We start from the raw sequence: 26,890 nt of genomic DNA, 5'->3' as shown, positions 1-26,890 counted from the left end.
CTTACAGACTATCGTAAAGGAGCATTATGAATAAGAAAAAATGGCTTACATTAGGTTTAGTCGGTACCGCTTTACTTTTGATACCTCGGCGTAGTAGTCGGCAGACGCCGCCGATCACTGAATGTGATTTAAAAGGGCCACATAACGATGCTCAGCCGCTCGCTAAAGATAAAAACAGTACGCAAATAACCGCACCAACAGAGAATACTACCGATTAAATCTCGCTTTTTTAGACTTATCCCAGTTTGTAGACTTATCCTAGGCAGTCATCAGAGACACGCTGAGCAGCTTTAAAATTATCACTACGTAATATTATCAAGCATTGTGTTATTCTTTTAAGCAGTTCTTTACTGTAGCTGACTCCATGAAACGCCATAACGACGCATCCATACATTTACATTCCGCCCTCATCTCTTGGATATCCTTTTTTAGAGGATATGTTTTGAAGGGGGCAGTGCTTGTGATAATGCTTGTATTGGCAAGCCAGGTTTTGTTAGGTTGTGCGCCGCAACCTGAGTCGATGTTCGAGCAGCAAGCCGAGGAAGAAGCTGCTAATGAAATCGGGGCTCATAGCACCATACAGAATTATGAACTTTCTAAGCCCAGTACTTCTAGCGCTGCTAACGCTTTGGATAAGACAGGCCATAAGCAAGCGCTCCCCATCAATATCAGTAAACAACAGACTATCGCGCGCCAACCTAACTGTAATGGGCAGCAAACGCGCTGTCAGTATTTGGAACTCAATACCTTAGCATTTACGCCGCCGCAGCCTTGGCTTACCAATATCATGTGGCAAACGGTGGCTAGAGCCTTGTCGCCAGACGCGCCTTTTATCAGTCAACAACAAGTGGCAAGAGACTCAGTATCCGCGCTGTTAAAACAAATAGAGTTTCATAGTGCAGGAGTCAGCTCGCAGCCCAAATATCAACGTATTGATACCGACTTAATCCTCAACCAAGGCTTGAGTGCTGATAGTGTTGCAGCAAGCAATGGTAGCAACATGGATAGCCACATGAATAACGAGGTGATGACAGGTTATCTATTAGTCGAATCGACTCAGCAGCGCAGCGAGGACCATCAGCAAGGGCATCGCGACTACGTCATGCTAGATATGCAAAAAAAGCTACAATTGACCGTAGAGGATGTGTTATTAGCAGACGCTGATACCCAAAAGCTACTATCGACTTTTAATACCATCAAAAAACAATGGCTCGCTGAGCAAGGGGTTGAGCAGCAGTATCTAGAAGAGTGGCCGCTTCCCTTATCTGAGCAGTGGTATATCGATCAGCAGGGATTGCATCTGGTCTATCAATCCGGAGAGCTGCTCAATACTCAGCTGCAGCCAGTGGATTTTGTGGTTCCCTTCACTCAGCTCCAAGGTATCGTAAAGCCCAGTTATATGGTGAGACTCTCAACGAGTATGATGTCATCCTAAGGCTTGTTTGATAGCTCAACTTTGATAGTTCAACGTAGTTCAACCTTAGCAATGAGGGTCGAGCCCTACAATATATACCGAAAATAACAGTGATATTAATACAAACTCACCTTGCTAAATAACCGCAGATTAGTGATAGTAAGAAGCTAGTGTAAGGAGACCATTCATGGCTGATACCATCCAGTCGCTAGCGAATAGTAAAGAGGGTGTACGTTACCCTTTAATTGATACGCATACCCATTTTGATGCGCCTGTATTCGATGCAGATAGAGCGCAGCAAGCGCAGCGCGCTTATCAAAGCGGAGTTGAGCATTTAGTGCTAGTCAGCTATCTATACCGGCATTTTGACCGGCTTTATGAGGTAAAGCGGTTTTTTGATAAGCGTAAAGTTGCAAGCGACCAAGCTGATTCAGTAGACTCAGATTTAGTAAACATCGATGCCAGATCCATACCTACAGCGCATATTGCGCTAGGGCTACATCCTTTTTATATAGAGCAGCATACCCAAGACCACTTAGACTCAATGGCAGACATGCTAGATCAGCAGCGTCCGCTAGCGATTGGGGAGATTGGGCTCGACACTTTTACGCCACAGATGAAAGAGCCTGAGGTTTTTGCTAAGCAGCAGCGCTTTTTTTGCGCTCAGCTTGATATGGCGGTGGCGCATCAACTACCGGTGATGCTGCATATCCGTAAAGCTCATGCTGAAGCGTTAGCGATACTAAAAGAGCATGACTATGACGCCAAAACCTTAGGCGGTATTGCTCATAGCTTCAGCGGCGGTGAGCAAGAAGCTAAGGCCTTTGTGAAGCTCGGGTTTAAGCTCGGTGTGACCGGACAAGTGACTAACCCGAATGCCAAAAAACTACGCCGCGCGCTGCAAGCAGCCGTTGCTGAGTACGGTATCGGCTGCTTAGTGATAGAGACTGACTGTCCAGATATGACGCCGATTAACTGCCAGACTTCTCGCGATAACGCCTCCGCTTTAGGCAAAAATCAAGCTCAAAGCTCAGATGATGTTTGGGAGAGTGACGAGGGTGATGACAGTCATAATCGCAACGTGCCCGCTAATTTGCCTCTTGTGTTAGCGAGCTTAAGCGAGCTACTGGCAGTGAACGAGGCAAAACTGGCTCAGCAGCTGTGGCAAAATAGTATCGATAGTTTAGGTCAATCTTGGTCTTATTCTATCCCTGATTCTGGTACTATTTTGAGTATTGGCTCTGGTACTAAAAAGTCTACTTCTAACCAGTAAAATGACGCTGAGAAGTGCTAAGCCTTTAGCATTGATACTAGAAGCATAAATCAATGCGGTGCTAGTAAATAGAATGACAATAAATATAATTTCAATAGTTATAGTTTCAATAAATATAGTGTTAATAAATATAGTATTAATAAATATAGTATTAATAAATATAGTATTAATAAATAGAGTTTTAATGCATGAAAGATCAATTCACCGTAACCGATAGCAAAGTCGCTGATAGCGATATACCTGAAATGATGACGACAGTAGCTGATGATAGTCAATATCAACGCCGCTTTCAGGGCACTCAAAAGCTGTATGGTGCTGATGCTTTTGCAAGCTTTGCAGCCGCGCGTGTCTATGTAATTGGTGTTGGCGGAGTAGGCTCTTGGGTGGCTGAAGCTTTGGCGCGAACCGCTGTCGGCTGCGTGACGTTAGTCGACTTGGATGTACTGGTCGCCTCTAATGTCAATCGGCAGCTACCAGCGCTTGACAGCAGCTTTGGTCAGAGTAAGATTGCCACTATGGGCGCGCGTATGCGTGAGATTAATCCAAATATAGAGCTGCACTTAGTTGATGACTTTTTGACGCCTGATAATGTCGCGCAATTGTTACCTGATCGCGGGGCAGCTAAGCAAGCTATGGCGCAGAATCGGCCGATTATTATTTTAGATTGTGTCGATGATATGAGTGCTAAGCTTGCTATTGCCTTACATTGCCGCTTTAATAAGCTAAAGCTTATCTGTGCAGGCGGAGCAGGCGGCAAAATAGATCCGCGCCAGATTACGGTTAGCGACTTAAAAGACAGCTATCAAGATCCTTTACTGGCAAGACTACGTAACAAGCTGCGTCATGAAAAAGGCATCAATAGCCAAATGAAAGAAAAATTCGGCATCAAATGTGTCTATTCAACTGAGCCGCCGCGCGTCGAAAAGACAAATCAGTCCGCCGGCTTAAACTGCGGCGGTTATGGTTCGGCAGTGGCGGTAACCTCAGTCATTGCTATGGTTATGGTAAGTGAGACTCTACTTATACTCAGCAAGCAAGCGGCGGCTACGGCGGCTACTTTATAATCGTTTTGGAGAAGGCATGTCCACTTATCCGCAAGCAAAAGATGAAAAAGCACGCATCGCGAAGCTACAAGAGTATCAAGTTCTCAACACGAATGTTGAACCGACTTTTGAGCGCCTATCCGACGTGGTAAAGACCTTCTTTGACATGCCAATCGTTGCCATTACCTTTATGGATGAAGATACTCAGTATTTAAAATCCCCTCGTGGGCTTGGGGATACTTGTACTACCACCCGCGGCGTGGCGGTTTGTAATTATACCGTGCTCTCTGACGAAGTGTTTGTGGTCGACGATCTATCGGTAGATGAGCGTTTTATTGATAATAGCTTAGTCACCACCGACCCTAATTTACGCTTTTATGCCGGCGCGCCTATTATCTTGCATGAAGATAATAAGACCTATCGTCTAGGCTCACTGTGCCTGATGGATACTAAGCCGCACTATGACTTTAGCGAAGAGCAAGCCAAGCACTTAACGCAGTTCGCTCAGATGGCAGCCGATGCGCTGCAGCTACAAAAAAAGCAGCGCCTTGCTAAGCATGCCAATGATATGAAATCAGATTTTTTGGCAAATATGAGCCATGAGATCCGTACCCCTATGAACGGCATCATCGGTATGGTCGATATGCTCGATGAGACGGCTTTGAGTGCTGAACAAAAAAACTATGTCGACAATATAAAAGTATCGACAGATCATCTGCTGGTTATTATTAACGGTATTTTGGACTTATCAAAAGTTGAAGCGGGTAAGATGGTCATCGATACGGTACCGATGAGCTTAGCTACTATCTGCAATGAAGTAGTGAATTTATTTACCACTAAGGCCACTCAGCGCGGATTGACTTTAGAGTACCACTACGATGATACTCTAAACGCCTATGTAGAAGGCGATCCTGTACGCCTTAAACAGATTTTTTCTAATCTAATCAGTAATGCCATTAAGTTCACTCGCGAGGGTGGGCACATTGTCTTTGATGTCAGAGAAGCCGAAGATCATGATTTGGAGGCGTTTGACGCTCAACGAGGCGTATTGGACGCCACTAACAATCCTATTCATTATGACGATATGACGTTTTGTATTACCGTCTCAGATACTGGGGTCGGGATAAAAGCGGAGTCGCTAAATGCGATCTTTGATGCCTATAATCAAGCAGACAAGTCAACGCACCGATTATATGGTGGGACCGGTCTTGGATTGTCGGTCTGTAAGTCACTAGTGGCGCTAATGGGTGGTCATATATGGGCAGATAGTGTCGTTGGCGAAGGCACCACCTTTAAGATATTGCTGCCCTTAAAGGCGATCGATAAGCCCCAGTATAAGTCATGGCAACAGGCCAATCATATCGATATCGAACCTGAATGGTACTATAACGGACATGTACTGTTGGTTGAGGATGATAATGTCAATGCGATGATTGCGCTAAAGGCTTTGCGCAGTAGTGGCCATGAGGTCACGCACGTCACTGATGGCCAAAAAGCTATTGATGAATTTATAGCGAATCCTAAACGTTACGATGTGATTTTGATGGATCATCATATGCCTATCATGGACGGCATACAGGCGACCATCAAGCTGCAAGAGTTATTCGATACTGAGGACTTGCCGCCTATTATCGCTCTAACTGCTAACGCTATGGACGGCGAGCGCGAAAAATACCTGCAAGTGGGTATGCAGGACTACTGTAGTAAGCCCTTCAAAAAAGAGCAGCTCAATGCCTTAGTGCAGTATTGGCTGATGTATAAACAGTCCGTTAATACATAATTTTAGATACAACCTAAAAAAAGGCTTAATCGCAATCCGATTAAGCCTTTTTGTTTTATGGTTATCAATCAAGACAATAGTGAATTAGCTCACACGAGTCTGATAGTCACCCGTACGCGTATCAACACGCACCACTTCACCTTGCTGTACAAACAAAGGCACACGTACGACAGCGCCCGTCTCTAAGGTTGCAGGTTTACCGCCGCCGCCAGAGGTATCGCCGCGAACGCCCGGATCGGTTTCGGTAATCTGTAGCTCTACAAAGTTCGGCGGGGTGATAGATAAAGGCACACCATTGAACAAGGTGACCACGCAAGTGGCGTTGCTGTTTTCTTTTAGCCACTGCGGGGTATCGCCCATCGCCGTTTTGTCCGCTTGGATTTGCTCGAAGCTCTCAGCGTCCATAAAATGCCAAAACTCACCATCATTATACAGATAATCCATCTCCGTATCGATGACGTCAGCGGCCTCTAAGCTGTCTCCTGATTTAAAGGTTTGCTCAAGCACCTTACCGCTACGTAGGTTACGTAGCTTGACGCGGTTGAACGCTTGTCCTTTACCAGGTTTGACGAATTCATTTTCCATAATGGCACAAGGGTTGCCATCGAGCATAACCTTTAGACCAGCTTTAAATTCATTAGTAGAAAAACTTGCCATAACAACAAACTCCTAGTAGCACTGCCTTGGGTTTAAGTGATTGGATCGTAGTAGCGATTTAATAGTAACCATTTAATAGTAACCATATATAGGCGCAAATAGATGAGAGATAATAATATAAGCACAAATAAATAAGAGGTAATATACAGTAATTATGCTCGCTATATTTTGCTAGGTGACTAGCACGCTGCAGTGATAAGCGTATAATGGCGATTTTTAGGCATAAAGTATTAGGGTGTTATGATAAACCATTTAATCCTACAAAAAAACTGGCAAACGCAATTATCCGAAGCCATAAGCTCTATTGATGAGTTATTAGGCCTATTAAAACTCGAATCGCTAAGATCTCAGATATATGTACCAACGCATTTTGAGCTTCGAGTGCCGCGCGCTTTTGTCGCGAAGATGCAAGTCGGTGATGCCAATGATCCGCTGCTTAGACAAGTGCTGCCGGATCAAAGAGAGCAGATAGCCGTGACGGGCTACGTCGCAGACCCTTTAGCTGAAAATTCACAAAATCCGCTGACCGGCTTACTGCATAAGTACCAGTCTCGAGTGTTACTGACGGTGACCGGAGCCTGCGCTATCCATTGTCGTTACTGCTTTCGTCAGCATTTTGACTATCAAAGTAACCTACCAAAAGCCTCAGCGCAGGATGGCATTATCCGCTATATCCACGAGCATCCTGAGATCAATGAGGTAATCTTGAGCGGTGGCGATCCTCTAAGCGTCTCAAACCGTCGGCTCTTTGGGTGGCTTGAGCGTTTAGAAGCTATCCCGCAGCTGACGACGATAAGGCTGCATACGCGTTTGCCAGTAGTCATTCCTGAGCGCTTAGACGCCGAGCTACTAGAACGACTGGCGAGCAGTCGTTGTCAGATCGTCATGGTTATCCACTGCAACCATGCCAATGAGATCGATGACACCACCGCGCAGCATTTACAACGAGCGCGCGCTGCGGGTATTACCTTACTCAACCAGACGGTACTGCTGCGCGATATCAATGATGATGTAGAGACGCAAGTGGCTCTGAGTCAGTGTCTGTTTGCCGCTGGTGTGCTGCCTTATTATCTACATGTATTGGATAAAGTGGCGGGCGGCGCGCATTTTGATAGCTCAGAGAACGAAGCTATCGCGCTGTACTGGGCGCTATTAGAGCGGCTGCCTGGTTATTTAGTCCCTAAGCTGGTGCGCGAGTTACCCAATAGAGCGTTTAAGGTACCAGTTGATATTTACAAACTCAGATAAAGGCTGTGTCTCTGAGCGCTTTAGCGAATATGATTTTATGCTTATTGATATTTAGTTATGCTAGTATTAGCATCTGATGTCATAAACACAGACTAGACATAGCTTATCTAGTTGCACAGAACTAGTGATAAAAATCTAGAAACCTAGAAACCTAGAAACCTAGAAACATAAGCACCTAAAAACTTAAGTACCTCGATTGCTATCGTAAGATTTGTGAGGATTTTTTATGCGGACCAATACGACTCTGAATTTATTAGTCATAGACGATGATCAGCTATACGCTGAGGGTTTGATCAATCTATTAAAATCTTACTATGCTGAGGTGAATTTAGGGTTTTTGGACGATAAAGAAGAGCTGCTCAAGTCATTACGCCACAGCTGGGATGTCCTAGTGTTTGGTAGAGCTTATGACTTAAGCTTCACCGATGTCGTGGCTATCGTTCAAGAGCATAATATTGATCTACCTATCATTGGCCTGATGAGTGATGAGCTGGCAGACAACGGCCGCAATCAAGATGGGCTACCGGTGATTATTGACGGTACTATGGTCAAGGCGCTGGTCGCTGAGCGCGAGACACAAGTGGTGATGGCGATTCGCTTATTGCATGCTAATTTGCTTGCCAGGCGGCAAGTTGGCAGTTTAAAACAAGTGCTAACTGAGTCAGAACAACGCGCCAATCTACTGATAAAAAACTCCAAAAGTGCGGTCGCTTACATCGATCAAGGTATTCATATTTTCGCCAACGACCCTTATCTTAAGATGTTCAACTTTGAGACGATGGACGATATTATTGGTTTACCTGTCATCGACTTGATAGCCGGGTCTGACAATGTCAAAGACTTTAAGCAGTTTTTGCGCCAGTTTGACAAAGGCAATCGACAGCAAGTCGAATTCAACTCCAACAGTAAAACCAAAGACGGTGACGTCTTTGAAGTCAAGCTGCAGCTGGCTACCGCTACCTTCGAGGGCGAGCCTGTGACGCAGATCATCATTCAGCAAAGTGGCCCAAGTAGCGCTGAGATCGACAAGCAGCTAGCCGCGGTAGAGCGTCTAGATAGCTTGACGGGGCTCAGTAACCGCCGCGGTTTTGAGGAGCGGCTTGCAAGCTTGCATCAGCAAGTCCTAAACAATAAAAGCCACGCAGGTCTGCTGTATATCCAGCTAGACAACACCGGTAGGATAAGCAGTAGTTTGGGGTTAGAGGGGGTAGATGCCACCGTCAAGCAAGTCGCCGCGCTGCTCGATGACATCGCTGTCGACTATCCGGTTAGCCGTTTTAGGGACACCTCATTTACTATCCTGGCCCATGATATCTCAACCCAAGCGCTCAAGGAGTTGGCTGAGCGTGTACGGCTAAAAATCAGTGAGACGCTCATCAACGTGGACAAGCGGACGATAAGTACGACTGCCAGTATCGGCGTGGTAAAAATCGACCAAAATGCTCCTGCTCCTAAAGTGTTGCTGGAGCGGGCGCTAGAAGCCATCAACCATATCGGCATAGAGACGAGCAATCAAGGCGATGCTTATCACTTCTACGATTTGAGTAAACATGTGAGCGAAGATGACAGCGCTTTGGCTGAATATTTAGTCAATGCTATTACTGATAATCGCTTTGAGCTCATGTTCCAGCCTATCTACGATATTGATCTGGATCGCAGCGACTTCTTTGAGGTGTATTTGCGACTGCCGCTAGGTGATACCGAAAACACAATACTCACTCCAAATCAGTTTTTATCAGTAGCCAAATCTCATAATCTACTTGAAAAAATAGACCGCTGGGTACTTATCAATGCTTTTAAACAGCTAAGCACAGTACGTAAGTCGCATCCAGAAGCGCGGCTGTTAGTGCAATTAACGAGTGCCTCATTGGTCGATAAAAAACTTGCAAGCGTAGCCAGTCAAATTATCAAAGCAGTAGGAGGGCCGGCAGGCGCGCTTACTATCCAGTTCAGTGAGCAAGATATTCGCAATCATCTAACAATAGCAAAATCGCAGTTTGCAGCATTGAATCAAGTCAACTGCCGACTATGTATTAATAATTTTGGTAGCACGACAAAGTCACTCGATACCGCTGAATTTGTGCAACCGCATATGATACGTATTGCACAAAGCTACGTCACCGATATCCATACCGACGACAATTTGGATACCATAAAATCATTAATCACTGAAGTAAATAAGTTAAACATCAACGTATTAATGCCTTATATCGAAGATGCTGCCACTATGTCTGTATCTTGGAGCGTAGGCGCACGGTATCTACAAGGCTACTATCTAGAAGAGCCGAGCCGCACTATAAATGTCGTATAAACGCGGCGTATATAATCGCTACGCTCATTCGCTCATAGCGGTTGTTTAACATCAAAAGCAGTACTAACGTTTTTTATTAACAGAAGTTTTTGTTAACATGTCTATGGTTATTCGTCAAATAAGTGTTATTTTTACTGCTGCTATTTTACTTAGCGCGTGTAGTGAGCGTACCCCGCCTGATAGCCGTGCTGCGGTGACCCTACCGGTATATGAGCAAGGAGATGCAGATAATGGCGCGATAATCTACCAAGACGCTTGTGGTCAGTGCCATCAGCTTACCCCAGGGCTTAATAAAAAAGGCCCGCAGCTGATGAATATTTATGGTGCTAAGGCGGCGCAGCTTGCTGATTATGATTATAGTGAAGCGCTTAAGACCTCAGGCTGGGTATGGGATGCTGAGACGCTCGATCCTTATATCGCAGATGTTGAAACAGCGATGCCCGAATCAAAAATGCTCGCAGATCCGATGCCCGATGCCAGCGAGCGAGCTGATGTCATTGCCTATTTATCGACGCTACGTGCGCCGGACTCAGCGGATGCTCAAGTCGATACGACGAATCAATCTAATGATCAAAATAACCAGAATAGCAATCAGCATAGTCAAATGAGTAACGATGCTGTCGTTATATCAGACGTAGCAGCAGAAAAACCCGCCGCTGATTTTCAGTAGACCTAGCAATTGTAATCGCTTTAGCAATAATCTTATTCTGAACTTATATCCTTACTGTTTTTATTATGATGCCAAGCCTATGACTGTAGAAGTAGCCCCTTTATCCAAAAGTGCAGCAGCTGATAACTATGCGCGCAATCAGCAGCAAATCGCCCATCTACTCGTGCAGCTGAACAAGGTGGTGCTCGATAAACCCCAAGTGCTCAAGCTTGCACTCAGCTGCGTCCTTGCAGGCGGGCATCTACTGCTACAAGATTTGCCGGGTATGGGTAAGACGACGCTTGCACAGGGGTTAGCGCAGTTGTTAGGACTGAGCTTTAGCCGTGTGCAATTCACTAATGATATGCTGCCTGCTGATATCTTAGGTATGACACTCTATGATCAGGGCAAAATGGCTTTCGAATTCAGATCCGGACCGATATTTACTCAGCTGTTATTAGCTGATGAGATCAACCGCTCAAGCCCTAAGACCCAAAGCGCGCTACTCGAAGCAATGGAGGAGCGGCAAGTCACCCAAGACGGGCAATCGTACCCTCTGCCTAAGCCGTTCTTTGTCATTGCTACCCAAAACCCGTTGCAGCAAGCCGGGGTTTATCCGTTGCCTGAGTCGCAACTGGACCGGTTTTTGATGTGTTTGTCGCTCGGTTATCCCTCTGCTGAGGCGGAGCGTGCACTCTTGCGCGGGCAGGATCGCCGTGAGTTATTGCGTGAGTTACATGCCATACTCAATACCGAGGACGTGCTACTAGCGCGCCGAGGCGTCCAGCAAGTCTATGTTGCAGATGCCTCTTTAGACTATCTACAGCGCTTGGTTGCTAAGACTCGGATCAGTCAAGACTATCATGGGCTATCGCCGCGTGGCGTGCTGTCACTACAAAGTGCCGCGCAAGCTTATGCCTATGTCTCAGGTCAGCAAGAGGTGACACCAGAAGATATTCAAGCGGTGTTTGCTGCGGTCACTGACCACCGGCTAGGTCAGCGCTTCGTACCTGCCAATGCCGTCAGTGGCCAAACGCCGCCAACTATCGCCCAGCGTATTATGGCGGAAGTGGCGGTAATCGTCTGACGACTGCCTTCAAGTAATAGAGTGACTATGACCATCTTTCCTCAGGCCATAAAGCAGCCATTGACCGCGATGTTCAGGCGCTGGTTTGCCAAACGCGCCCCTAGAGACGATAACGCGACTCTCAATTTGCGTAATGTTTATATCTTCTTTAGCCGCGAAGGGCTACTGTTTGTCCTGCTGCTTATTATCACTTTTATCGCAGGGATCAATTATGGCAATAACTTGGTGCTAGGGCTGTGCTTTTATCTAATCAGCGTCTGGCTCATCAGCTTTCATGTCACCTTTGCTCATGTCTCAGGGCTACAAGTACGCTTGCTTGAAGTGACGATGGCCGAGGCAGGCAAGCCAGTTTGGGTAACCTTGCAACTGCTGAGCAATAGCCGGCACCCTAGACGGCAACTGTCTATTGGCTTTGATGCACAAGGTAAATATTCACAAGATAAAGATCTGACAAATAAAAGCTCGGTAAACGGCCCACTAGACGTCATGCAAACCACAGTGCTCCTGCCGCGTCTTGAAAATGAGCAAATCATTCGACTCCCAGTTGCAACCTACAGGCGCGGTAAACTTGAATTACCACGTTTGCATATTAAGACGGTCTATCCTTTAGGGATTATGCGCGCGTGGTCGTACGTCTACTTTGCTCGCCCAGCATGGGTATATCCGCAGCCCGAGGCGTTTGAGTGGCAAGCGCGGTATCTGAGCGCAAATAGCACAGATCTGCCCACCGGTGGGCAATTTACCCAAGGTCAGGACGACTTTGAGCGCCTTGATAACCATGTCGCAGGCGAGTCTCTAGCGCGCGTTTCTTGGGCGCATGTGGCGCGCGGGCAGGGTATGTTTACCAAGCACTTTGCTGATCCTGTCGGCTACGAGCAGCGCTTAGCTTATGAGGATATGCCAGCGATAACTCATGAACAAAAACTGGCACAATTGACTTATGGGGTGCTGGCCTTAAGCAAGCTTGAGGTGCCGTTTCAGCTACAGTTGCCGCATGAAGCGCCTAGTACCGCTGAGATAGGCCAAGGCGAAGCTTTCGGGCAAGCTTGCTTATTAAGAGTGGCGCAAGCATCATGAGTTTATTGAAGCGTAACGCAAAGCAGTCAAGCTCAGCTAAGGCATATTCAAATGCAAAGCCAGATACGCGGCGTACTCCGATAACAGCTATTGATGACAGCGACGTAAGCTTTGAGAAACTGGCTTATGGTCAACTGGCATCTACTCGTCTGCCAGATAGGCAGCGACACGATAAGCCCGCTAGCATAAGCAATAGGTATCAGCGGCTATTGTCATTGCCTGCATATTATTGGGTGCTCATCGCCCAGCTGTTTGTCATCCTCCCTCATGCCGCTTATTTACCGCTATGGTTGATAGGCTTTGCCATTATCACTATTATCGCCCAGCTGCCAAGTATCAAAGCGAAGTTCAAACCCACTCGCTTAAAGCGCCTTTATCAAGTCATGCAGATGCTAGGGTTTTTATTGGGGTTAGCTGGCTTGTCGCTCACTTATGGCGCAGCTTTTGGTTTAGATATGGGCGTTGGATTTTTAGTGCTGTGCTTAGTCAGCAAGCTATGGGAGCTTTATAAACGCCGTGATGCCTATGTGGTACTGAATTTATCATTATTCGTTATTGCAGGTTTGTTTTTATTAGATCAAGGTCTTGTCACCACTTTGCAGGCTGTCGCGGCGACTATTATCGTATTATTGGCTTTTATAACGCTCAATGATGATAGCAATACGAGCGGTGACGGGCGCATGCGCACCCTTGGCGTATTAGGCGTTTCAGCGCTACCTTTATTAGTGGTGCTGTTTTTGTTCTTTCCGCGCTTGCCGCCTTTATGGTCCGTGCAGCTGTCCTCAAGTCAGGCAACTACTGGCGTCTCTGATAGCATGTCGCCAGGTGATATTGCGAGCTTGAGTCAATCGACAGAGCTTGCCTTTCGTGTAGAGTTTGCTCAAGCTCGCCCGGCACAAAGCGAGCTGTACTGGCGCGGCTTAGTCTTTAGTGATTTTGATGGCGTCACTTGGCGTCCCAACCGGCGCGTGCAGCAGCAATGGCAGCCTGGCAGGCAACCCCCTAACTGGCTTGCACGGTCGCTTGCCACCGCCAATAATAAGACTGAGCCAAAAAGCTACGAGATCACCTTAGAGCCCACTCAGCAGCAATGGCTGTTTGGCCTTGATTATCCTTTACCCCAAAATAAAGATACTCGCTTGACCTCAGATTTTACCTTAATCAAAGAGGAACCTGTCAGTGAACAGCTGCGTTATGAGGTACTACGCTATGCGCCTATGCAGATTGATCCTATCCTTGATGACGTCAGCCGTGCGGCTAATCTAACGCTGCCTAGTGCAGGTAATCTACAAACGCAAAACCTTGCCAAGCAGCTATTTGCTCAATCAGGATCAGACCCTGAACGTTATATACAAGCTATCCAGCGCTGGATCAATCAAACTGAGTTTCGCTATACTTTATCGCCGCCGCCACTGGATGAAGACCGTATCGATAGTTTCTTATTTGAGACCAAAGCTGGATTTTGTGAGCATTATTCCTCAAGCTTTACCTTTATGATGCGTGCGGTTAGCATACCAGCACGCGTGGTGGCCGGCTATCAAGGCGGCGAGATGAGCCGCGGCGGTAACGTCTGGGAAGTGCGGCAAATGGACGCACACGCTTGGAGTGAAGTATGGCTTGAGGGTCAAGGCTGGGTGCGCGTTGACCCGACAGCTTTTGTTGCCTCTGAGCGCGTTGAGCAAGGGATGGACGCGCTGACTCAGTCGCGAGGTGCTAGCCTGTTCGGCGAAGGCGCAGCCGCTCAAGTCAGCTATCAGCAGTATCAGATGCTACAAGCGCTAAGACGACTATCCGATCAAGCCAGCTACTATTGGCAAAAAGATGTCGTCGGCTATGATCAGGATAAACAAGCCGGATCGCTGCTTAAGTGGTTCAATATTCGTTCTATCTCTGAGCAAATCGCTTGGCTAGCAGCGAGCGCTATCACCGTGATAAGCCTACTCGTCTTTATGATCTGGTATCGTAGGCGCAAACAGTGGCATCCGGCAGATAGACCGCTGATAAAGCTCTCTAGCAAGGTAGCTAAAAACGATAGAGCTTTATCGCGTCATGATAACGAAGGCGCTTTGGCATGGCTTAAGCGTTTAGAAAATAGCCAAGCTCATGGGTTGAATGGGGAAGGTCTGCAAGAGGTTAGCCGTCATTATAGACAGCTGCGCTACGGACGCTTAAGTGACGCTGACACTCAAAGCCCAGAGTACCAACAAGTACTTAAAGAGCTCAAACGCAGTGTTAGTCAACTGTTATAGCTACTAGCGTAATAATAAAATAGGCGATAAGGTTTTGGTGATAATCTTGGTAGTGGTGCTACCGATAAAGAGCTGTTGAAACTTCGAGTGCCCATAAGCGCCGATGATGATCATATCGATAGCATTATTGGCTTGAAACTCAACCAGTCCCTCAACGACATCATCATAAGGCAAATGATGAGCCGTAACGGTAAATCCTGAAGAGCTGAGCTGCTCAGTCACAGCTGCTAAGCTACTTTTGGCGGTATCATTATCATTACCGACCATCACAATATAACCTTGCAAGCCCTTTAGCAGCTCGCTATTCGCCACCATCTGCGCCGCTTTTATCGCGGTTTTACTGCCGTCAAAAGCGATAAGATATGAGGTTGGTGTTTTAAATGATTCTGAGCAAATCAAGATAGGCTTATTAGAAGCGCGGGTCACCGTTTCAATCTGACTACCGATATTGACGCGATCATTTTGATGATCTTCTCCGCGTCGCCCTAGCACGATCGCACGGTTTTCGCTGTCAAAATGTTCGATGGCGGGCAGTAGTTTACCGCGGCGTCTATAAGCTTTTATCTCAACATCGAAGTGGCTACTTATATGGCTTTTTGCATCTTCGATGAGTGCGTTGCTATAGCTGTTGACCACTTTAGCTCTTTGCTCATCCAGCTGTGTCAACTCCTCTAGTAATATCTGCCGACTATCGATTCCTATCGTTCCTGATAAGTCGCGTCTAGAGGAGACAGGGACATCAACCACATTGAGTAGCGCCACCGCTAAATTGAGGCGATCAGCGTACCATGCTGCATAGCTACAAACGGACTGAGTGACGGTCGAGCCATCAACACAAGCTAAAATATGCTGTTCACTAGACATAAAGTCTCCTCAATATAAAAATCATCGGCTGTTGGCGTGGCTACTGATTGTCTTTACTATAGCAAATTATAAGATTGTATGAATAGCGCACAAAAAAGCGCTCTAGAGGAGTCCTCTAAAGCGCTTGCGCTTATCATCAATTTTGAGTTATGAGTTATGAGTTATGAGCCGCAGTTGCAGCACTTAGCGCACATATCACACTTATTACAAGTAGCTTCGCTAGTACAGCCGCACTTTGAGCAGCTACAAGTTTTGCTGCGAATGGATAAACCGCTTAGATGTGTATTTTGAGTCAATGACATAAGTAATCCTTATTATCGATGAGTGATAACTTATACTGTCATAGAGCAGAGACTTATTCAGTAATTATCTTGTGGGCTTGACGCAAAGGTTTGTTAGAAAAAAAGTAACAGCCTTTTAAAACTGTTGTTGTGAGTATTGATAAGAGCATACGTGCTATGAGCGCTGCATGGACTTACTGACACTCGCGATCAAAGTGACCATAAGCATACCTGTAACTACTAGTACCGCTGCCATTAGATGCGCTGTCTCATAGTTCAGCGCTTCGACTTGCTCATAAATCGCGATGGAGATGACTTTTGTCTCGCCTGAGATGCTACCACCTATCATCAATACCACGCCAAACTCGCCAATGGTATGAGCAAAGCTTATCAGACTACCCAATATAATACCGATACGCGCTTGCGGTAACGCTATGGTGATAAAGCGTCTAAGGCGACTGGCTTCTAATAATTGCGCCATTTCTGTGACGCTTTTAGGGATTCGCAAAAACTGCGCGTAAACCGGTTGCACATAAAAAGGTAGGGAGTAAATGATAGAGCCGACCACTAGGCCTTCAAAGGTAAACACTAAGCTTGCAAGATTATGCGCGCTCAGCCATTGACCAATAAGCGAGTTCGGACTCATCAGCAGCAGTAAATAAAAGCCAATAACCGTCGGCGGCAGCACTAAAGGCATTGCTATAACGCCTAGTAAAATAACTTTGAAACGACTGACAAAACGATAACGACTGGAGCGCGCAAGCCAATAAGCAAGCGGGGTCGCGAGCAATAAGAGACATAAAGTCGTGACGCCTGCCAGCTTAAGGCTGACCCAAAATGGCATTAACATCGCTGATAAGAGAGAAGGGTCGACCATAGCGCTACAACTATTACAGCAAAAGGGGAGTAATGGTACTCATTAGCTATTATCTATTAGTCATCATGAGTTAACCGTTGTTGCTTAGCCATTTAGGCGACTCATTGTCATAATATTCTTGCTTCCAAACAGGAATATCGGCTTTGATGGTATCGAGGATCCAGCGGCAAGCATCAAACGCCGGATAGCGGTGGGCGGAGATCACACCGATCCAAACGGCAATATCGCCAATCTCTAATGCGCCGATACGGTGAATGGCAACCGCAGCGGTAATCTCAAATTTTTCTTTAGCCTCATCCATGATTTGCCGACCTTGGTTAATCGCCAAATCCTCATAGCCGTAGTAAGTCAAACGCTCGACACAGCTGGCATTATTATGATTGCGCACGCGACCTTCAAAACAAGCAAAAGCACCGCAGCTGTCGTCATCGAGCATGGCTCTAAGGCGCGTCTCGTCAATAGCTTCATCTAATAGCGCAAAACCATCACGCTCAGCGATAGCATAAGCGTCATCAGCACTGCGTTTGATTTGCATCGATTGGCTATGTACGTCTTCTTTATCGCCAATTTTTATTTCGTTGTTTTTATTCTCACCAGTCATTGATATGCTCAGATTATGAATCGGTTCTAGTTTAGTTCGACTATTTTGAGTTGTGTTATTTTTGCTAGGCTAGAGTTGTCGTCTACGACAGATAATTAGCGACTAACCGCCTGCCACAGGGGTAATAAACACCACGCTATCGCCATCATTAATCGGGTCATCCCATTTGGCAAAGTAATCATTTACCGCCACACGCAGATCGGCTTGCGGACGGCTAAAGTGATGCTTATCACGAAGCTGCTCATATAGCTGAGCTAGTGAAGTATCAGGGGCGAGCGTGACTTGCTCTTGCTGACAATTGGCTTCGTCCGCAAGACTGGCAAAATACAGTACATTGATGGTCATCAAATCATTTGTATTGTCAGTCATCTTACTACTCCTATAGAGCGGCGCTGCATGGAAAAGTGCAGCGTTGCTTGAAATCGTTTATTCGCTAAAATTATTTTTGATAAAACATCACACTTAGACTATGTTACTTGATGGTTATAATCTGACTTGCCACCGGTCTTAGTCATAAGTTTGACTCCATCAATCACGATGTCATGCGACAGCGCTTTGGTCATGTCATAGATGGTCAGGCAAGCGACGCTAACAGCGGTCAGCGCTTCCATCTCCACCCCAGTTTTGTGAGTGACTTTTACCGTTGCATTGACCATGATGCTATTTAAGCTGTCGTCATACTCGAAACTTAAGCCAATTTTATCTAGCGGCAATGAATGACAAAGCGGAATCAAATCATGAGTACGCTTGGCTGCCATAATACCTGCGATATGGGCAGTTTGGGTGATACTGCCTTTTTTTGTCATGCCATCAGCGGCTTTTATTTGACCATAGATGCCTGCTGGAAAACACACCTGACCGACAGCATGCGCTTCTCTAGTAGTAGCTGTTTTGTGGCCCACATCGACCATATGAATCTCACCATCGCTGTCTAAATGCGATAGGGTAGCGTGCGAGCGGTTTGCAGTATTAGCCGGAGCATTTTTATAATCAGAAGATATAGACATGTATTTTTCTTAACTCATTAAAGGTTACTTATATTTTATAAGTCTCAAAACGCTAGTCGTGACCTGGATTGGCGCGCATAAAGTGCGCAACAAAGTTACAAGGACGGGTACGGTTATCGAACTGCTCTTTTAAGATATCATTCCAGCCGGTACGGCAAGCACCGGTCGAACCCGGTAGGCAGAAGATGCCTGTGCCATTGGCCATACCAGCGATAGCGCGCGACTGAATGGTTGACATACCGATATCATCTTTGGAGAGCAAACGGAACATCTCGCCAAAACCGTCAATCGACTTGTCAAACAATACGCTGACCGCTTCTGGCATACTATCACGGATAAAAAACCCAGTGCCGCCTGTGGTGATTACTGCATGCACATTAGGATCAGCAATCCAGCCACTAATGACCGCACGAATTTGATAAATATCATCAGTAATCAGCTGACGATCAGCTAAGTGGTGACCCGCCTCAACCAAGCTATCGGCTAAGTACTGCCCTGAGCTATCCTCCTCAAGCGTACGACTGTCAGAGACACAAAGCACAGCAATATTCAGCGGGGTAAATTCTGCAGCAGGCTTAGACATAGATATTCCTAATTCTAATCATTTGATAAGTTTAAATATTTTATTTTGACAGTTTGCCGTCTTACTATGAGAGCTCCAACTAAATGCTCTAACCACCGATAATCGATAAATTATGCATCATGCCGCTATTAGACTCATGCAGATGGTGATGCTCAGGCTTAATTGGCATAAAGCTATGCAAGGTGTTGACTAGACCTTGCACATCGTCGTTTTTTAGATAATCTCGAATATCGTAATTACCTTCATCAAATAGACACAGATGCACTTTGCCTTGGCTACTCACGCGAAGACGATTACAGTTATCACAAAAGTGCGCGGCATAAGGGGCAATCATACCGATACGCCCGAGATAGTCAGGATGGCTGTATTCTATTGCAGGGCCATCAGCGCTACCGCGATCATGCGACTGCCAACCGCGCTCGAGCAGATAATCCGTAATCATATCAGACTGCGCATGCTGAGCAAAAAACAAATCGCTGTTGTCACTGGTCTGCATAAACTCGATAAAGCGGTAGGTCACAGGACGGTCTTTGACGTAGTCCATCGCGTCAATTAAGTTTTGAAAAGCAGTCTCCGCCATTAAGATACTATTAATTTTGAGCTTAATATCCGTAGTCGCTAGGAGGGTGTCCATGTCGCGCATCAGCTGGGGCTGGGTATTAAAGCCCGTCATCTGATGAAAAGTATCGGCATCGAAACTATCCATACTGATGTTGAGCTGATTTAGTCCTGCCGCCTGCCAGTTGGCTAGGTGCTTGCCAAGCTTGTAGCCATTGCTAGTCATTGCGACCATCTCGATACCAGCGGTATTCTTGATCGTTTCGATAATCTCTACCACATCGCGTCTGATCGATGGCTCGCCACCAGTGATACGCACCTTTTGCGTGCCCACTTGCGCAAAGCCTTGAATCAAAGTTTTGATTTCAGCGACGCTGAGCTCATCGGAGGGGCGTTTGCCTTGGTAGCCGTTTGGCAGACAATACTCACAGCGAAAGTTACAAAAATCAGTGATAGAAAGACGTAAATAAGTCAGCCGCCGCGAAAAACCATCGGTTAGCGGTTTACTATCAACCACCGAATGATCAGCGCCTAAATGACTGGCACGAGCAGAGTCGACAGAGGATAACACTGAGCTATTCTGTGCTTGTGGATCAAAAATATCAGGCTTTAAAACAGGTGAATACAAAAAGGTACTCCCAATAATGGGGTCATAAAAGAGTATAAGCGATTACGGGCGCTGTTGTCGTCAAAATTATGTATTTCTAAACAGCCCCTAGACTCAATAGCTAAACAAAGCGGGCAATAATTACTGTTCTATAGGCAGTTATATCAATAATCAAGCCATCCTTGCTGTCGAGCATAAGCTAATTGTTTAGGAGTATCAATATCATAGCTAAGATTTGAGTGAGCCACCGTGGTGACTTTCTCAGGAGCTAGCGCTCTAATAAAGTGCCGCAAGCCTTTGTCGCCACTGAGCGAGGATTGCCATGATTTTAGTACTTTATAACTGACAACTAATGGCACACCCACGATATCATGCTTATTATCATCAATAATAAATCTCTCATCCAAATTCGGGTAACGACTGGCGACGACTATATTATCTTGTGCTAGAAGTTGATCTAAATGAGGAGCGCTTAATAATACTTGATCCACGCCCATAATCAATACGCGCTTCATCGCTAAATCATGCTGAGATTTTAATGCATCAATAGCTAAAGATAAGCTCTTTGCCATTCCTAATTGTGGATTAGGGTTACTAACGATTTGTATGCTTGAGTTTGGCGCTGTCAAACGGTTAACAGCCGTTTCGATAACGTCAGTAATAGCTGTATCTTGCTGAGGAATGACGACAATAACAGCTTTTGGCTGAGTCACCAAAGCAAGCATCGTCATATAGTTAATTAATGGTTTACCTTGTTTTTCTAGAAGCTGCTTTGGCTGACCTAATCGATGACTTAATCCGCTGGCTAAAATAATGACCGCATGATTTGGAGGTTTGTTTTGATTGAATGATGAGCTATCCTTGTCATTCATAGCTGGCTTTTGGCTGCGCTAACTCTTTAGTAACCGCAACTTGCTCATAAACGACGGCGCTAATTTGCGCGATGATACTTAGCGCTAACGCTTCAGGGCCATCACCGCCAAGCTTATAACCGATAGGGTAGTGCAGCTGATTGATACCGTCTGCCAAGGCGGTAGGGTCAGCGCAAGTTGCGCTAATCTCCTTAATCAAACGCTCAGTACGATAGCGCGGGCCTAACTGACCGATGTAATTACAATGATTGGCATTCTTTAACAAGACAGCTAAGCGTGCCCGATCTTGGCTGAGGCTATGCGACATTAGTGCTACCGCTGCATTTTGACTCAGTTTAAGTAGAGTTTCGCTATCGTTAAGAGCCACGCATAACGCAGCATCAGCCTGCGGAAAACGCTGGCGAGTGACATACTGCGGTCGACTATCGATCACGGTGACGTGCCAATCTTGCAGCTTTGCCATGGTTACTAGCGGCATGACATCATTGCCTGCTCCGCAAACCAAAAGTCGAATCTGCGGTTGCACGCGTTGCACTAACCACTCAGTTTGTATAGCGTCTTTTGAGCTATTGTCATTTGCAACCGGACTTTTTAAAACCAGATAATCAGCGTGTCTTTTACTCACTTTATAAGCAGATAACTCATCGATTACTGGCTTTGGTAAATTTGTGGTTTGCTCTGGTATCTTTTGTGAGTTTTTATTGTCATCTAAAAAACTGTCATCTAAAAAACTGGCGTTTAAATGAACCCTAGTACCAACGGTCACCTCAGAGCTGTTAGAGCGTATTAAAGTAGCGACAGTAGTAGACTCTCCACTTTGACGAACTTTCTGAATTAAATCTAAATACGGCATAGCTGAAGATAAGCGCTCAAATAACACATGAACTTTACCATTGCAGCCTAAGCCAAAGTTCAGCTCGTCTTCTAAGTCTACTGCAAAATCTATAGCATCATTATCTAACTTTTCCTCTAGCTCATCCTCCAAGTCTTCTTCTTGCTCATCACCGGTTTGATAGACCTGCACGCTTGCGCCATGACGCGTCAGCCAAAAGGCGCGTTTAATAATGTGCGGTTCAAGGCAGCCGCCGCTTATCATACCTGCTGAGCGACCATCCTCGCAAATAAGCATCATAGCGCCAGGTTTACGATAAGCTGAGCCTTCAGTGCGCACGACTGTCGCGAGCACCGCATCAACGTGCTGCTGCCGTGCGTCAAAGGCGAGCTGTAGAATGTCTGCGACTTGATTCATATTTTTGCGTTTCTTTTTATACTTTTAGGGATAAGATAAATAAAACCTGCTTAAGATTAGAATTATCATTCAGCAGGTTTTATTCAACAGGGTCTATACTTCGATGTCGACTGTTACTCAGGCATATCGGCTAAGATTTTGTCCAAAGTAATAGGGAAGTCATAAACGCGCACACCGACTGCATTATAGATGGCATTGGCAATGGCTGCCGCTGACCCTGAAATAGAGGTTTCCCCAATACCTTTAATATGCATAGGGTTGGTATAAGGGTCATCCTCTTCTAACAAAATCACATCCAACTGCGGTACGTCCGCGTTGACCGGCACATGGTACTCGGCAAGGTCATGGTTACATAATCGCCCATCGTGCTTGTCATGAATGACCTCTTCCATCAAAGCAGAACCTATACCAAATATCATACCGCCATAACATTGCGAGGTTGCAAGCTTATGGTTGAGAATACGTCCTGCTGCATACACGCCAGTCATACGCTTGACGCGAATCTCACCGGTGACTTTATGTACCGCCACTTCAGCGAAGTTGGCCCCAAACGAGGCTTGGCGAAGGTTTTTGCCATTTTTACCCGGCTTGATCTGGCCTTTGGCGCTGATTTCTTGCTCGTCAAACTTAGCAATAATATCAGCTAGTGCATAGGACTGATTATCATCAAAGTCGTATTGCTCATTTGCAGGTTTTAATTCAGGAAGCGGGATACCTGTCTTTGCCGACACCTTATCTGCCAAGTCTACAGCCTTATCTACCAAGCCTGATACTTTATCTACCTCGCTTTTATCGACTACTCCTTTTTCCACCAAGTTTTTATCGACAAAATCTGCTACTTTTTCTCTACTTGCTCCAATAGCGGCTTCTGCCTTACTAGGCTGATGCTCACCTGATTTTTTGATTTGACCGTTATCTATACGAATCGTATCGGCATGTAGACCTACTTTTTTTGCAAGCATTTCGCGTAGCTGCTCACAAGCCAAATAAACCCCACTACCAGCACTGGCCGCGCCAAAACTACCACCAGAACCTGATGCTGGCGGTAAATCACTATCACCAAGTTTCATCTCGATATGATCGATAGGCAGTCCTAACAAATCAGCTGCGACCTGAGTAAATACGGTGTAAGAGCCTGTCCCGATATCAGTCATATCGGTTTTGATAATAGCTTTGACGCCAAGCTCTTTTGAATCATCTACTTGTAGTATCGCCCGCGCTTCAGAAGGCTGCAGCATATTGCCACGAGAGGCGCCAGACATACCGGTACCTATCCACCAGTCGCCTTCTAGTCGGCTGGCAGGTTTGGGATTATGCTCATCCCAACCAAATGCTTCAGCGCCTTTTTCCATACAGGCGACCAGCTGACGAGTGGAGAACGGCATCTCTTCGCTAGGGTCTTCTTCAGGTTCGTTCCGGCGGCGCAGTTCAATAGGGTCGATCTCAAGCTTGTTCGCCAGCTCATCCATCGCACATTCAACAGCAAGCATACCCACCGCTTCACCAGGAGCACGCATAGAGCCTGATAACAATTGATTCATGTCCACCATCTGATAACTGACGCGGCGATTCTCTCCGCGATACAAAAAGTGAGTGGATAATGCTGCTGGTTCAAAGAACGCCTCGCCTGGTAAATTGCTGGTCGTGGTATCGTGAATAAAGGTATTAATAATACCCTCGTCATTACAACCAATAGCAATACGCTGACGGGTGTTTGAGCGTCTTACCGTCGCCTCCATCACTTGCGGGCGCGTCATAGTAATCAGTACCGGACGACCGACTTCTTTAGAAGCAATAGCGGCAGCAATAGATTCTGGTGCAATACCAAGCTTACTACCAAAACCACCGCCCACATAGTATGAGATCAGCTCGACTTGATCTTTCTTCAAATCTAATGCGTCCATTACTTGCTGCTTACAAGAGGCGATCATCTGGTTTGAAGTATATAAGACCAGCTTGTCATCTTCCCAATGTGCCAAAGTAACGTGCGGTTCCATCGCAGCGCTATTTTGACTTGGGGTATGGTACACACTATCGAGGGTTACCGCCGAATCAGCAAGGCCTTGCTCTGGATCGCCGTGCTTGGCATTCTTATCCGAGCCTTTTTTCTCATTTACCTCGTGGGCGTTAGGCAGCTCTTTAGTAAAATCCAAAGCCGCTTGATCAGTTTCGTCTTTATAAGTGACTTTAAGGGCCTTGGCGCCTTCGGTCGCCGCTTCAAAAGTTTCAGCGACAACGACTGCGATGGGCTCACCATGATAAAAAACCTCACTCACACCCTGAGTCGGTGCTTCGGTCTCACCGCCTTGCTGTGAGTTACGTAAGAAGCGCTTAGGATCAGTGACGACTTTAATAATACCTGGTATATGGGCAATCGAGTCGCTATCGATTTTTTCAACTTTTCCTTTGGCGACGGTTGAGCCAACCAAGACACCATACACTTTATTGTCTAGTTGAATCTCTGCCGAATAATGAGCTTGACCGCTAACCTTTAACGAGCCCTCGACGCGGTTAATTGGTTTACCTACCAAATTACTCGCTGTTTTGTCGAATAACGTCTCAACCGGCTTATCCATCTTCTCTTTGTTAGTGGGCTCTGCCGGTAGTACTGAATCTAATAATGACATGATTATGCTCCCTCGCCCGCTAATGCACGCTTAATGACCTGTTTTAGCAAACGGCGTGTTAGTGGTATTTTAAAATCATTTTGACCGCTACCTTTGGCATCTTTTAACAACAGATCTGCTGCCTGTTTGATAGTGTCATCGTCGCCCTGCGTATCCGTCAACAAATCTTCCACATCTTCATTGCGCCATGGCTGAGTACCAATACCGCCAAATGCTAAGCGTACTGTCGTCAAATTGCCATTATCATCAGCGTCTATCACAGCTGCACACGATACAAGCGCAAAAGCATAAGAGGCGCGGTCACGCACTTTGTCATAAGTGTGTATACCTTTAATAGGCGCTGGCAGCACGACATGCGTGATAAGCTCGCCTGACTCTAAAACGTTTTCGATGTGGGGAGTGTCTTTTGGCAGACAATAAAAGTCTTTTATTGGAATCTTCCGAGTCGAGCCATCGGTTTTCGCAGTCTCAATAGTAGCGTCAAGCAAACGCATAGCGACCGCCATATCGGACGGGTGCTGAGCAATACAAGCGTCACTTGTGCCTAAAATTGCAAGGGGGCGGTTCTCACCGTTAATTGCAGGACAGCCAGTACCCGGTTCACGCTTATTACAAGGGCTATCGGTATGATAAAAGTAGTAGCAGCGCGTACGCTGCAGGAAGTTACCGCCAGTTGTCGCTTTATTGCGCAGCTGTCCGGTCGCCCCTGCTAATATCGCACGAGACAATATCGGATAATTGGCAATCACGCTAGGATGCGCGGCCAAATCACTATTGCTTACTAAGGTTCCGATACGTAGGCCGCCATCGGCAGTGTCTTCAATCTGTTCAAGCTCTAAGCGTGTCACATCAACCAGCTTGGTTGGCGTTTCAATCTCAAACTTCATGAGATCAAGCAAATTGGTACCGCCTGCGATAAACGAGGCTTCTTTAGGAGTAGCAAACATTACCGCTTGCTGCGGTTCAAGGGCACGGATATATTCAAAGCGTTTCATGAGCGGCCTCCTGCTGTGCTACTGGCATTTTTATTATGGTTTACTGATTGATTACCAAGTTGGGACTGACTGGGCGGCGGTGACCAAATGCCTGTCACTGCTGAGTCTTGCAGCGAACCTGTAGTCGTCTCTTCACTAGAAGAAGCACGCTTATTTGACACTTCGCTCTCAAGCACTTGTGAGATGGCATCCACGATATTGGGGTAAGCAGAACAGCGACAAATATTGCCACTCATGCGCTCAGCGATCTCTTGGACTAACAACCCATTCGGGTTTTTGAGATCTGTCGTCACATAGCTTGGCCAGTTTTGTTTCACCTCTTCTATTAAAGCCGTGGCGGAACAAATCTGCCCTGACGTGCAATATCCACACTGAAAGGCATCATGATCTTTAAAGGCTTGTTGCAAGGCTGATAACGACTCAGGCATTCCGATGCCCTCAATCGTGGTGATTTCATCGCCGTCATGCATAACCGCAAGGGTCAAGCACGAGTTGATGCGCTCACCATTAATAAGCATAGTGCAAGCGCCGCATTGACCGTGATCACAGCCTTTTTTGGGTCCGGTAATTTGTAGATGTTGACGACATAAATCTAGAATTGTCGTGCGCGGATCAAGATCGTCAAAGGAGTAATCTTGATTATTGATATTTAAAGTCAAGGTATTCATGCTGGCTTCCCGCTGGCAGATAATGGCTAAATTTAAAGATAACTAATAAGTTCTCATAAAATAGTAGAGGCAGCAGACCGGGGCGTCTGTGTAGTAAATGTTACTCTCTTGGCGTTAAGAGAGTAGAGCAGAGCGATGAATTCAGCTCTCAGCATCAAGCACAGACCTTACTATTGGCTTACTAAAAGAAAGTAGGATAGGTTTTATCGATGAGCGAAGATATAGCAGTTTGGCGTGCTGTTTACTTTTGTAACGGCATTATTAGGGCGTGTTGAACATTCACAAATGCGCACTGCTGATAGCTAAAATAGTT

24 protein-coding genes are annotated in these 26,890 nt (G+C 46.1%); 11 read left to right on the top strand and 13 right to left on the bottom strand.

The window, feature by feature from the left end; translation table 11 throughout:
* Positions 1-26: 26 nt before the first annotated feature.
* From I3248_RS06245 to I3248_RS06225, 5 genes are all read left to right on the top strand, one after another.
* Positions 27-218: a hypothetical protein gene (locus I3248_RS06245; RefSeq protein ID WP_238062986.1), complete on the top strand. Its 192-nt coding sequence runs from the start codon at positions 27-29 to the stop codon at positions 216-218.
* A gap of 242 nt (positions 219-460) precedes the next feature.
* The gene (locus I3248_RS06240) at positions 461-1,435 is read left to right on the top strand and encodes a hypothetical protein (RefSeq protein WP_238062985.1); all 975 of its coding nucleotides are present in this window, start codon (positions 461-463) and stop codon (positions 1,433-1,435) included.
* A gap of 166 nt (positions 1,436-1,601) precedes the next feature.
* Positions 1,602-2,687 carry a TatD family hydrolase gene (locus I3248_RS06235; protein WP_238062984.1) on the top strand — a complete coding sequence of 362 codons (1,086 nt, stop codon included), beginning with the start codon at positions 1,602-1,604 and terminating at the stop codon, positions 2,685-2,687.
* 188 nt (positions 2,688-2,875) lie between these two features.
* On the top strand, positions 2,876-3,751 hold the full coding sequence (locus tag I3248_RS06230; protein ID WP_346268422.1) for a tRNA threonylcarbamoyladenosine dehydratase: 876 nt from the start codon (positions 2,876-2,878) through the stop codon (positions 3,749-3,751).
* A 16-nt stretch (positions 3,752-3,767) separates the two neighbouring features.
* On the top strand, positions 3,768-5,510 hold the full coding sequence (locus I3248_RS06225) for a GAF domain-containing hybrid sensor histidine kinase/response regulator (protein ID WP_238062983.1): 1,743 nt from the start codon (positions 3,768-3,770) through the stop codon (positions 5,508-5,510).
* An 84-nt stretch (positions 5,511-5,594) separates the two neighbouring features.
* Here the strand turns inward: I3248_RS06225 and efp are convergent, their stop codons facing one another.
* On the bottom strand, positions 5,595-6,167 hold the full coding sequence (efp, locus tag I3248_RS06220; RefSeq protein WP_238062982.1) for an elongation factor P: 573 nt from the start codon (positions 6,165-6,167) through the stop codon (positions 5,595-5,597).
* Positions 6,168-6,407: 240 nt separating this feature from the next.
* Here efp and epmB point away from each other — a divergent pair, with 240 nt between their 5' ends.
* The 6 genes from epmB to I3248_RS06190 all read left to right on the top strand — a co-directional run bounded on the left by epmB (position 6,408) and on the right by I3248_RS06190 (position 14,788).
* On the top strand, positions 6,408-7,415 hold the full coding sequence (gene epmB, locus I3248_RS06215) for an EF-P beta-lysylation protein EpmB (protein ID WP_238062981.1): 1,008 nt from the start codon (positions 6,408-6,410) through the stop codon (positions 7,413-7,415).
* Between the two features lie 226 nt (positions 7,416-7,641).
* Positions 7,642-9,726: a GGDEF domain-containing phosphodiesterase gene (locus I3248_RS06210; RefSeq protein ID WP_238062980.1), complete on the top strand. Its 2,085-nt coding sequence runs from the start codon at positions 7,642-7,644 to the stop codon at positions 9,724-9,726.
* Positions 9,727-9,823: 97 nt separating this feature from the next.
* Positions 9,824-10,396, top strand: coding sequence for a c-type cytochrome (locus tag I3248_RS06205; protein WP_238062979.1), 573 nt, complete (start codon positions 9,824-9,826; stop codon positions 10,394-10,396).
* Positions 10,397-10,475: 79 nt separating this feature from the next.
* Positions 10,476-11,462 carry an AAA family ATPase gene (locus I3248_RS06200; RefSeq protein ID WP_025645936.1) on the top strand — a complete coding sequence of 329 codons (987 nt, stop codon included), beginning with the start codon at positions 10,476-10,478 and terminating at the stop codon, positions 11,460-11,462.
* Positions 11,463-11,489: 27 nt separating this feature from the next.
* Positions 11,490-12,539 (top strand): hypothetical protein, encoded by a 1,050-nt coding sequence (locus I3248_RS06195; RefSeq protein WP_025645933.1) that lies wholly within the window; start codon positions 11,490-11,492, stop codon positions 12,537-12,539.
* A complete protein-coding gene (locus I3248_RS06190; protein ID WP_238062978.1) occupies positions 12,536-14,788 on the top strand; it encodes a DUF3488 and transglutaminase-like domain-containing protein in 2,253 nt (750 codons plus the stop codon). The genes I3248_RS06195 and I3248_RS06190 overlap by 4 nt, the downstream gene beginning before the upstream one ends.
* A gap of 3 nt (positions 14,789-14,791) precedes the next feature.
* Here the strand turns inward: I3248_RS06190 and I3248_RS06185 are convergent, their stop codons facing one another.
* The 12 genes from I3248_RS06185 to I3248_RS06130 form a co-directional block, all read right to left on the bottom strand.
* The gene (locus I3248_RS06185; protein WP_238062977.1) at positions 14,792-15,652 is read right to left on the bottom strand and encodes a universal stress protein; all 861 of its coding nucleotides are present in this window, start codon (positions 15,650-15,652) and stop codon (positions 14,792-14,794) included.
* A 456-nt stretch (positions 15,653-16,108) separates the two neighbouring features.
* Complete coding sequence (modB, locus tag I3248_RS06180) at positions 16,109-16,810, bottom strand: molybdate ABC transporter permease subunit (protein WP_025645927.1); 702 nt, start codon at positions 16,808-16,810, stop codon at positions 16,109-16,111.
* Between the two features lie 70 nt (positions 16,811-16,880).
* A complete protein-coding gene (locus I3248_RS06175; RefSeq protein ID WP_198336530.1) occupies positions 16,881-17,411 on the bottom strand; it encodes a molybdenum cofactor biosynthesis protein MoaE in 531 nt (176 codons plus the stop codon).
* Between the two features lie 102 nt (positions 17,412-17,513).
* A complete protein-coding gene (locus I3248_RS06170) occupies positions 17,514-17,780 on the bottom strand; it encodes a MoaD/ThiS family protein (RefSeq protein WP_037059218.1) in 267 nt (88 codons plus the stop codon).
* 98 nt (positions 17,781-17,878) lie between these two features.
* Positions 17,879-18,418: a cyclic pyranopterin monophosphate synthase MoaC gene (moaC, locus tag I3248_RS06165; protein WP_238062976.1), complete on the bottom strand. Its 540-nt coding sequence runs from the start codon at positions 18,416-18,418 to the stop codon at positions 17,879-17,881.
* A 52-nt stretch (positions 18,419-18,470) separates the two neighbouring features.
* Positions 18,471-19,001, bottom strand: a complete 531-nt coding sequence (gene moaB / locus I3248_RS06160) for a molybdenum cofactor biosynthesis protein B (protein ID WP_192994200.1) — start codon at positions 18,999-19,001, stop codon at positions 18,471-18,473.
* A gap of 88 nt (positions 19,002-19,089) precedes the next feature.
* Positions 19,090-20,187: a GTP 3',8-cyclase MoaA gene (gene moaA, locus I3248_RS06155; RefSeq protein WP_238062975.1), complete on the bottom strand. Its 1,098-nt coding sequence runs from the start codon at positions 20,185-20,187 to the stop codon at positions 19,090-19,092.
* Positions 20,188-20,330: 143 nt separating this feature from the next.
* The gene (locus I3248_RS06150; RefSeq protein WP_238062974.1) at positions 20,331-21,038 is read right to left on the bottom strand and encodes a nucleotidyltransferase family protein; all 708 of its coding nucleotides are present in this window, start codon (positions 21,036-21,038) and stop codon (positions 20,331-20,333) included.
* Positions 21,031-22,287, bottom strand: a complete 1,257-nt coding sequence (locus tag I3248_RS06145) for an XdhC/CoxI family protein (protein WP_238062973.1) — start codon at positions 22,285-22,287, stop codon at positions 21,031-21,033. The genes I3248_RS06150 and I3248_RS06145 overlap by 8 nt, the downstream gene beginning before the upstream one ends.
* Positions 22,288-22,400: 113 nt before the next feature.
* Positions 22,401-24,914: a xanthine dehydrogenase family protein molybdopterin-binding subunit gene (locus I3248_RS06140; RefSeq protein ID WP_238062972.1), complete on the bottom strand. Its 2,514-nt coding sequence runs from the start codon at positions 24,912-24,914 to the stop codon at positions 22,401-22,403.
* A gap of 2 nt (positions 24,915-24,916) precedes the next feature.
* The gene (locus tag I3248_RS06135; protein ID WP_238062971.1) at positions 24,917-25,909 is read right to left on the bottom strand and encodes a xanthine dehydrogenase family protein subunit M; all 993 of its coding nucleotides are present in this window, start codon (positions 25,907-25,909) and stop codon (positions 24,917-24,919) included.
* Positions 25,906-26,577, bottom strand: coding sequence for a 2Fe-2S iron-sulfur cluster-binding protein (locus I3248_RS06130; protein ID WP_238062970.1), 672 nt, complete (start codon positions 26,575-26,577; stop codon positions 25,906-25,908). Before I3248_RS06130 ends, I3248_RS06135 begins: the two co-directional genes overlap by 4 nt.
* Positions 26,578-26,890 lie beyond the last annotated feature (313 nt).

Source organism: Psychrobacter sp. Ps3 (assembly GCF_022129275.1).
Taxonomy (GTDB): Bacteria; Pseudomonadota; Gammaproteobacteria; order Pseudomonadales; family Moraxellaceae; genus Psychrobacter; species Psychrobacter submarinus.
This window is presented reverse-complemented; position numbering and strand designations above follow the sequence as displayed.

Excerpts from the sequence above, each read along its gene's own strand:
- moaC (WP_238062976.1), bottom strand. The coding sequence starts at position 18,418 with ATGTCTATATCTTCTGATTATAAAAATGCTCCGGCTAATACTGCAAAC.
- I3248_RS06245 (WP_238062986.1), top strand. The coding sequence starts at position 27 with ATGAATAAGAAAAAATGGCTTACATTAGGTTTAGTCGGTACCGCTTTA.
- I3248_RS06190 (WP_238062978.1), top strand. The coding sequence starts at position 12,536 with ATGAGTTTATTGAAGCGTAACGCAAAGCAGTCAAGCTCAGCTAAGGCA.
- I3248_RS06195 (WP_025645933.1), top strand. The coding sequence starts at position 11,490 with ATGACCATCTTTCCTCAGGCCATAAAGCAGCCATTGACCGCGATGTTC.
- I3248_RS06210 (WP_238062980.1), top strand. The coding sequence starts at position 7,642 with ATGCGGACCAATACGACTCTGAATTTATTAGTCATAGACGATGATCAG.
- I3248_RS06145 (WP_238062973.1), bottom strand. The coding sequence starts at position 22,287 with ATGAATCAAGTCGCAGACATTCTACAGCTCGCCTTTGACGCACGGCAG.
- I3248_RS06170 (WP_037059218.1), bottom strand. The coding sequence starts at position 17,780 with ATGACTGACAATACAAATGATTTGATGACCATCAATGTACTGTATTTT.
- I3248_RS06235 (WP_238062984.1), top strand. The coding sequence starts at position 1,602 with ATGGCTGATACCATCCAGTCGCTAGCGAATAGTAAAGAGGGTGTACGT.
- I3248_RS06225 (WP_238062983.1), top strand. The coding sequence starts at position 3,768 with ATGTCCACTTATCCGCAAGCAAAAGATGAAAAAGCACGCATCGCGAAG.
- I3248_RS06140 (WP_238062972.1), bottom strand. The coding sequence starts at position 24,914 with ATGTCATTATTAGATTCAGTACTACCGGCAGAGCCCACTAACAAAGAG.
- moaB (WP_192994200.1), bottom strand. The coding sequence starts at position 19,001 with ATGTCTAAGCCTGCTGCAGAATTTACCCCGCTGAATATTGCTGTGCTT.
- I3248_RS06185 (WP_238062977.1), bottom strand. The coding sequence starts at position 15,652 with ATGTCTAGTGAACAGCATATTTTAGCTTGTGTTGATGGCTCGACCGTC.
- I3248_RS06150 (WP_238062974.1), bottom strand. The coding sequence starts at position 21,038 with ATGAATGACAAGGATAGCTCATCATTCAATCAAAACAAACCTCCAAAT.
- I3248_RS06130 (WP_238062970.1), bottom strand. The coding sequence starts at position 26,577 with ATGAATACCTTGACTTTAAATATCAATAATCAAGATTACTCCTTTGAC.
- I3248_RS06205 (WP_238062979.1), top strand. The coding sequence starts at position 9,824 with ATGTCTATGGTTATTCGTCAAATAAGTGTTATTTTTACTGCTGCTATT.
- efp (WP_238062982.1), bottom strand. The coding sequence starts at position 6,167 with ATGGCAAGTTTTTCTACTAATGAATTTAAAGCTGGTCTAAAGGTTATG.
- epmB (WP_238062981.1), top strand. The coding sequence starts at position 6,408 with ATGATAAACCATTTAATCCTACAAAAAAACTGGCAAACGCAATTATCC.
- I3248_RS06135 (WP_238062971.1), bottom strand. The coding sequence starts at position 25,909 with ATGAAACGCTTTGAATATATCCGTGCCCTTGAACCGCAGCAAGCGGTA.
- I3248_RS06200 (WP_025645936.1), top strand. The coding sequence starts at position 10,476 with ATGACTGTAGAAGTAGCCCCTTTATCCAAAAGTGCAGCAGCTGATAAC.
- modB (WP_025645927.1), bottom strand. The coding sequence starts at position 16,810 with ATGGTCGACCCTTCTCTCTTATCAGCGATGTTAATGCCATTTTGGGTC.
- I3248_RS06230 (WP_346268422.1), top strand. The coding sequence starts at position 2,876 with ATGAAAGATCAATTCACCGTAACCGATAGCAAAGTCGCTGATAGCGAT.
- I3248_RS06175 (WP_198336530.1), bottom strand. The coding sequence starts at position 17,411 with ATGACTGGTGAGAATAAAAACAACGAAATAAAAATTGGCGATAAAGAA.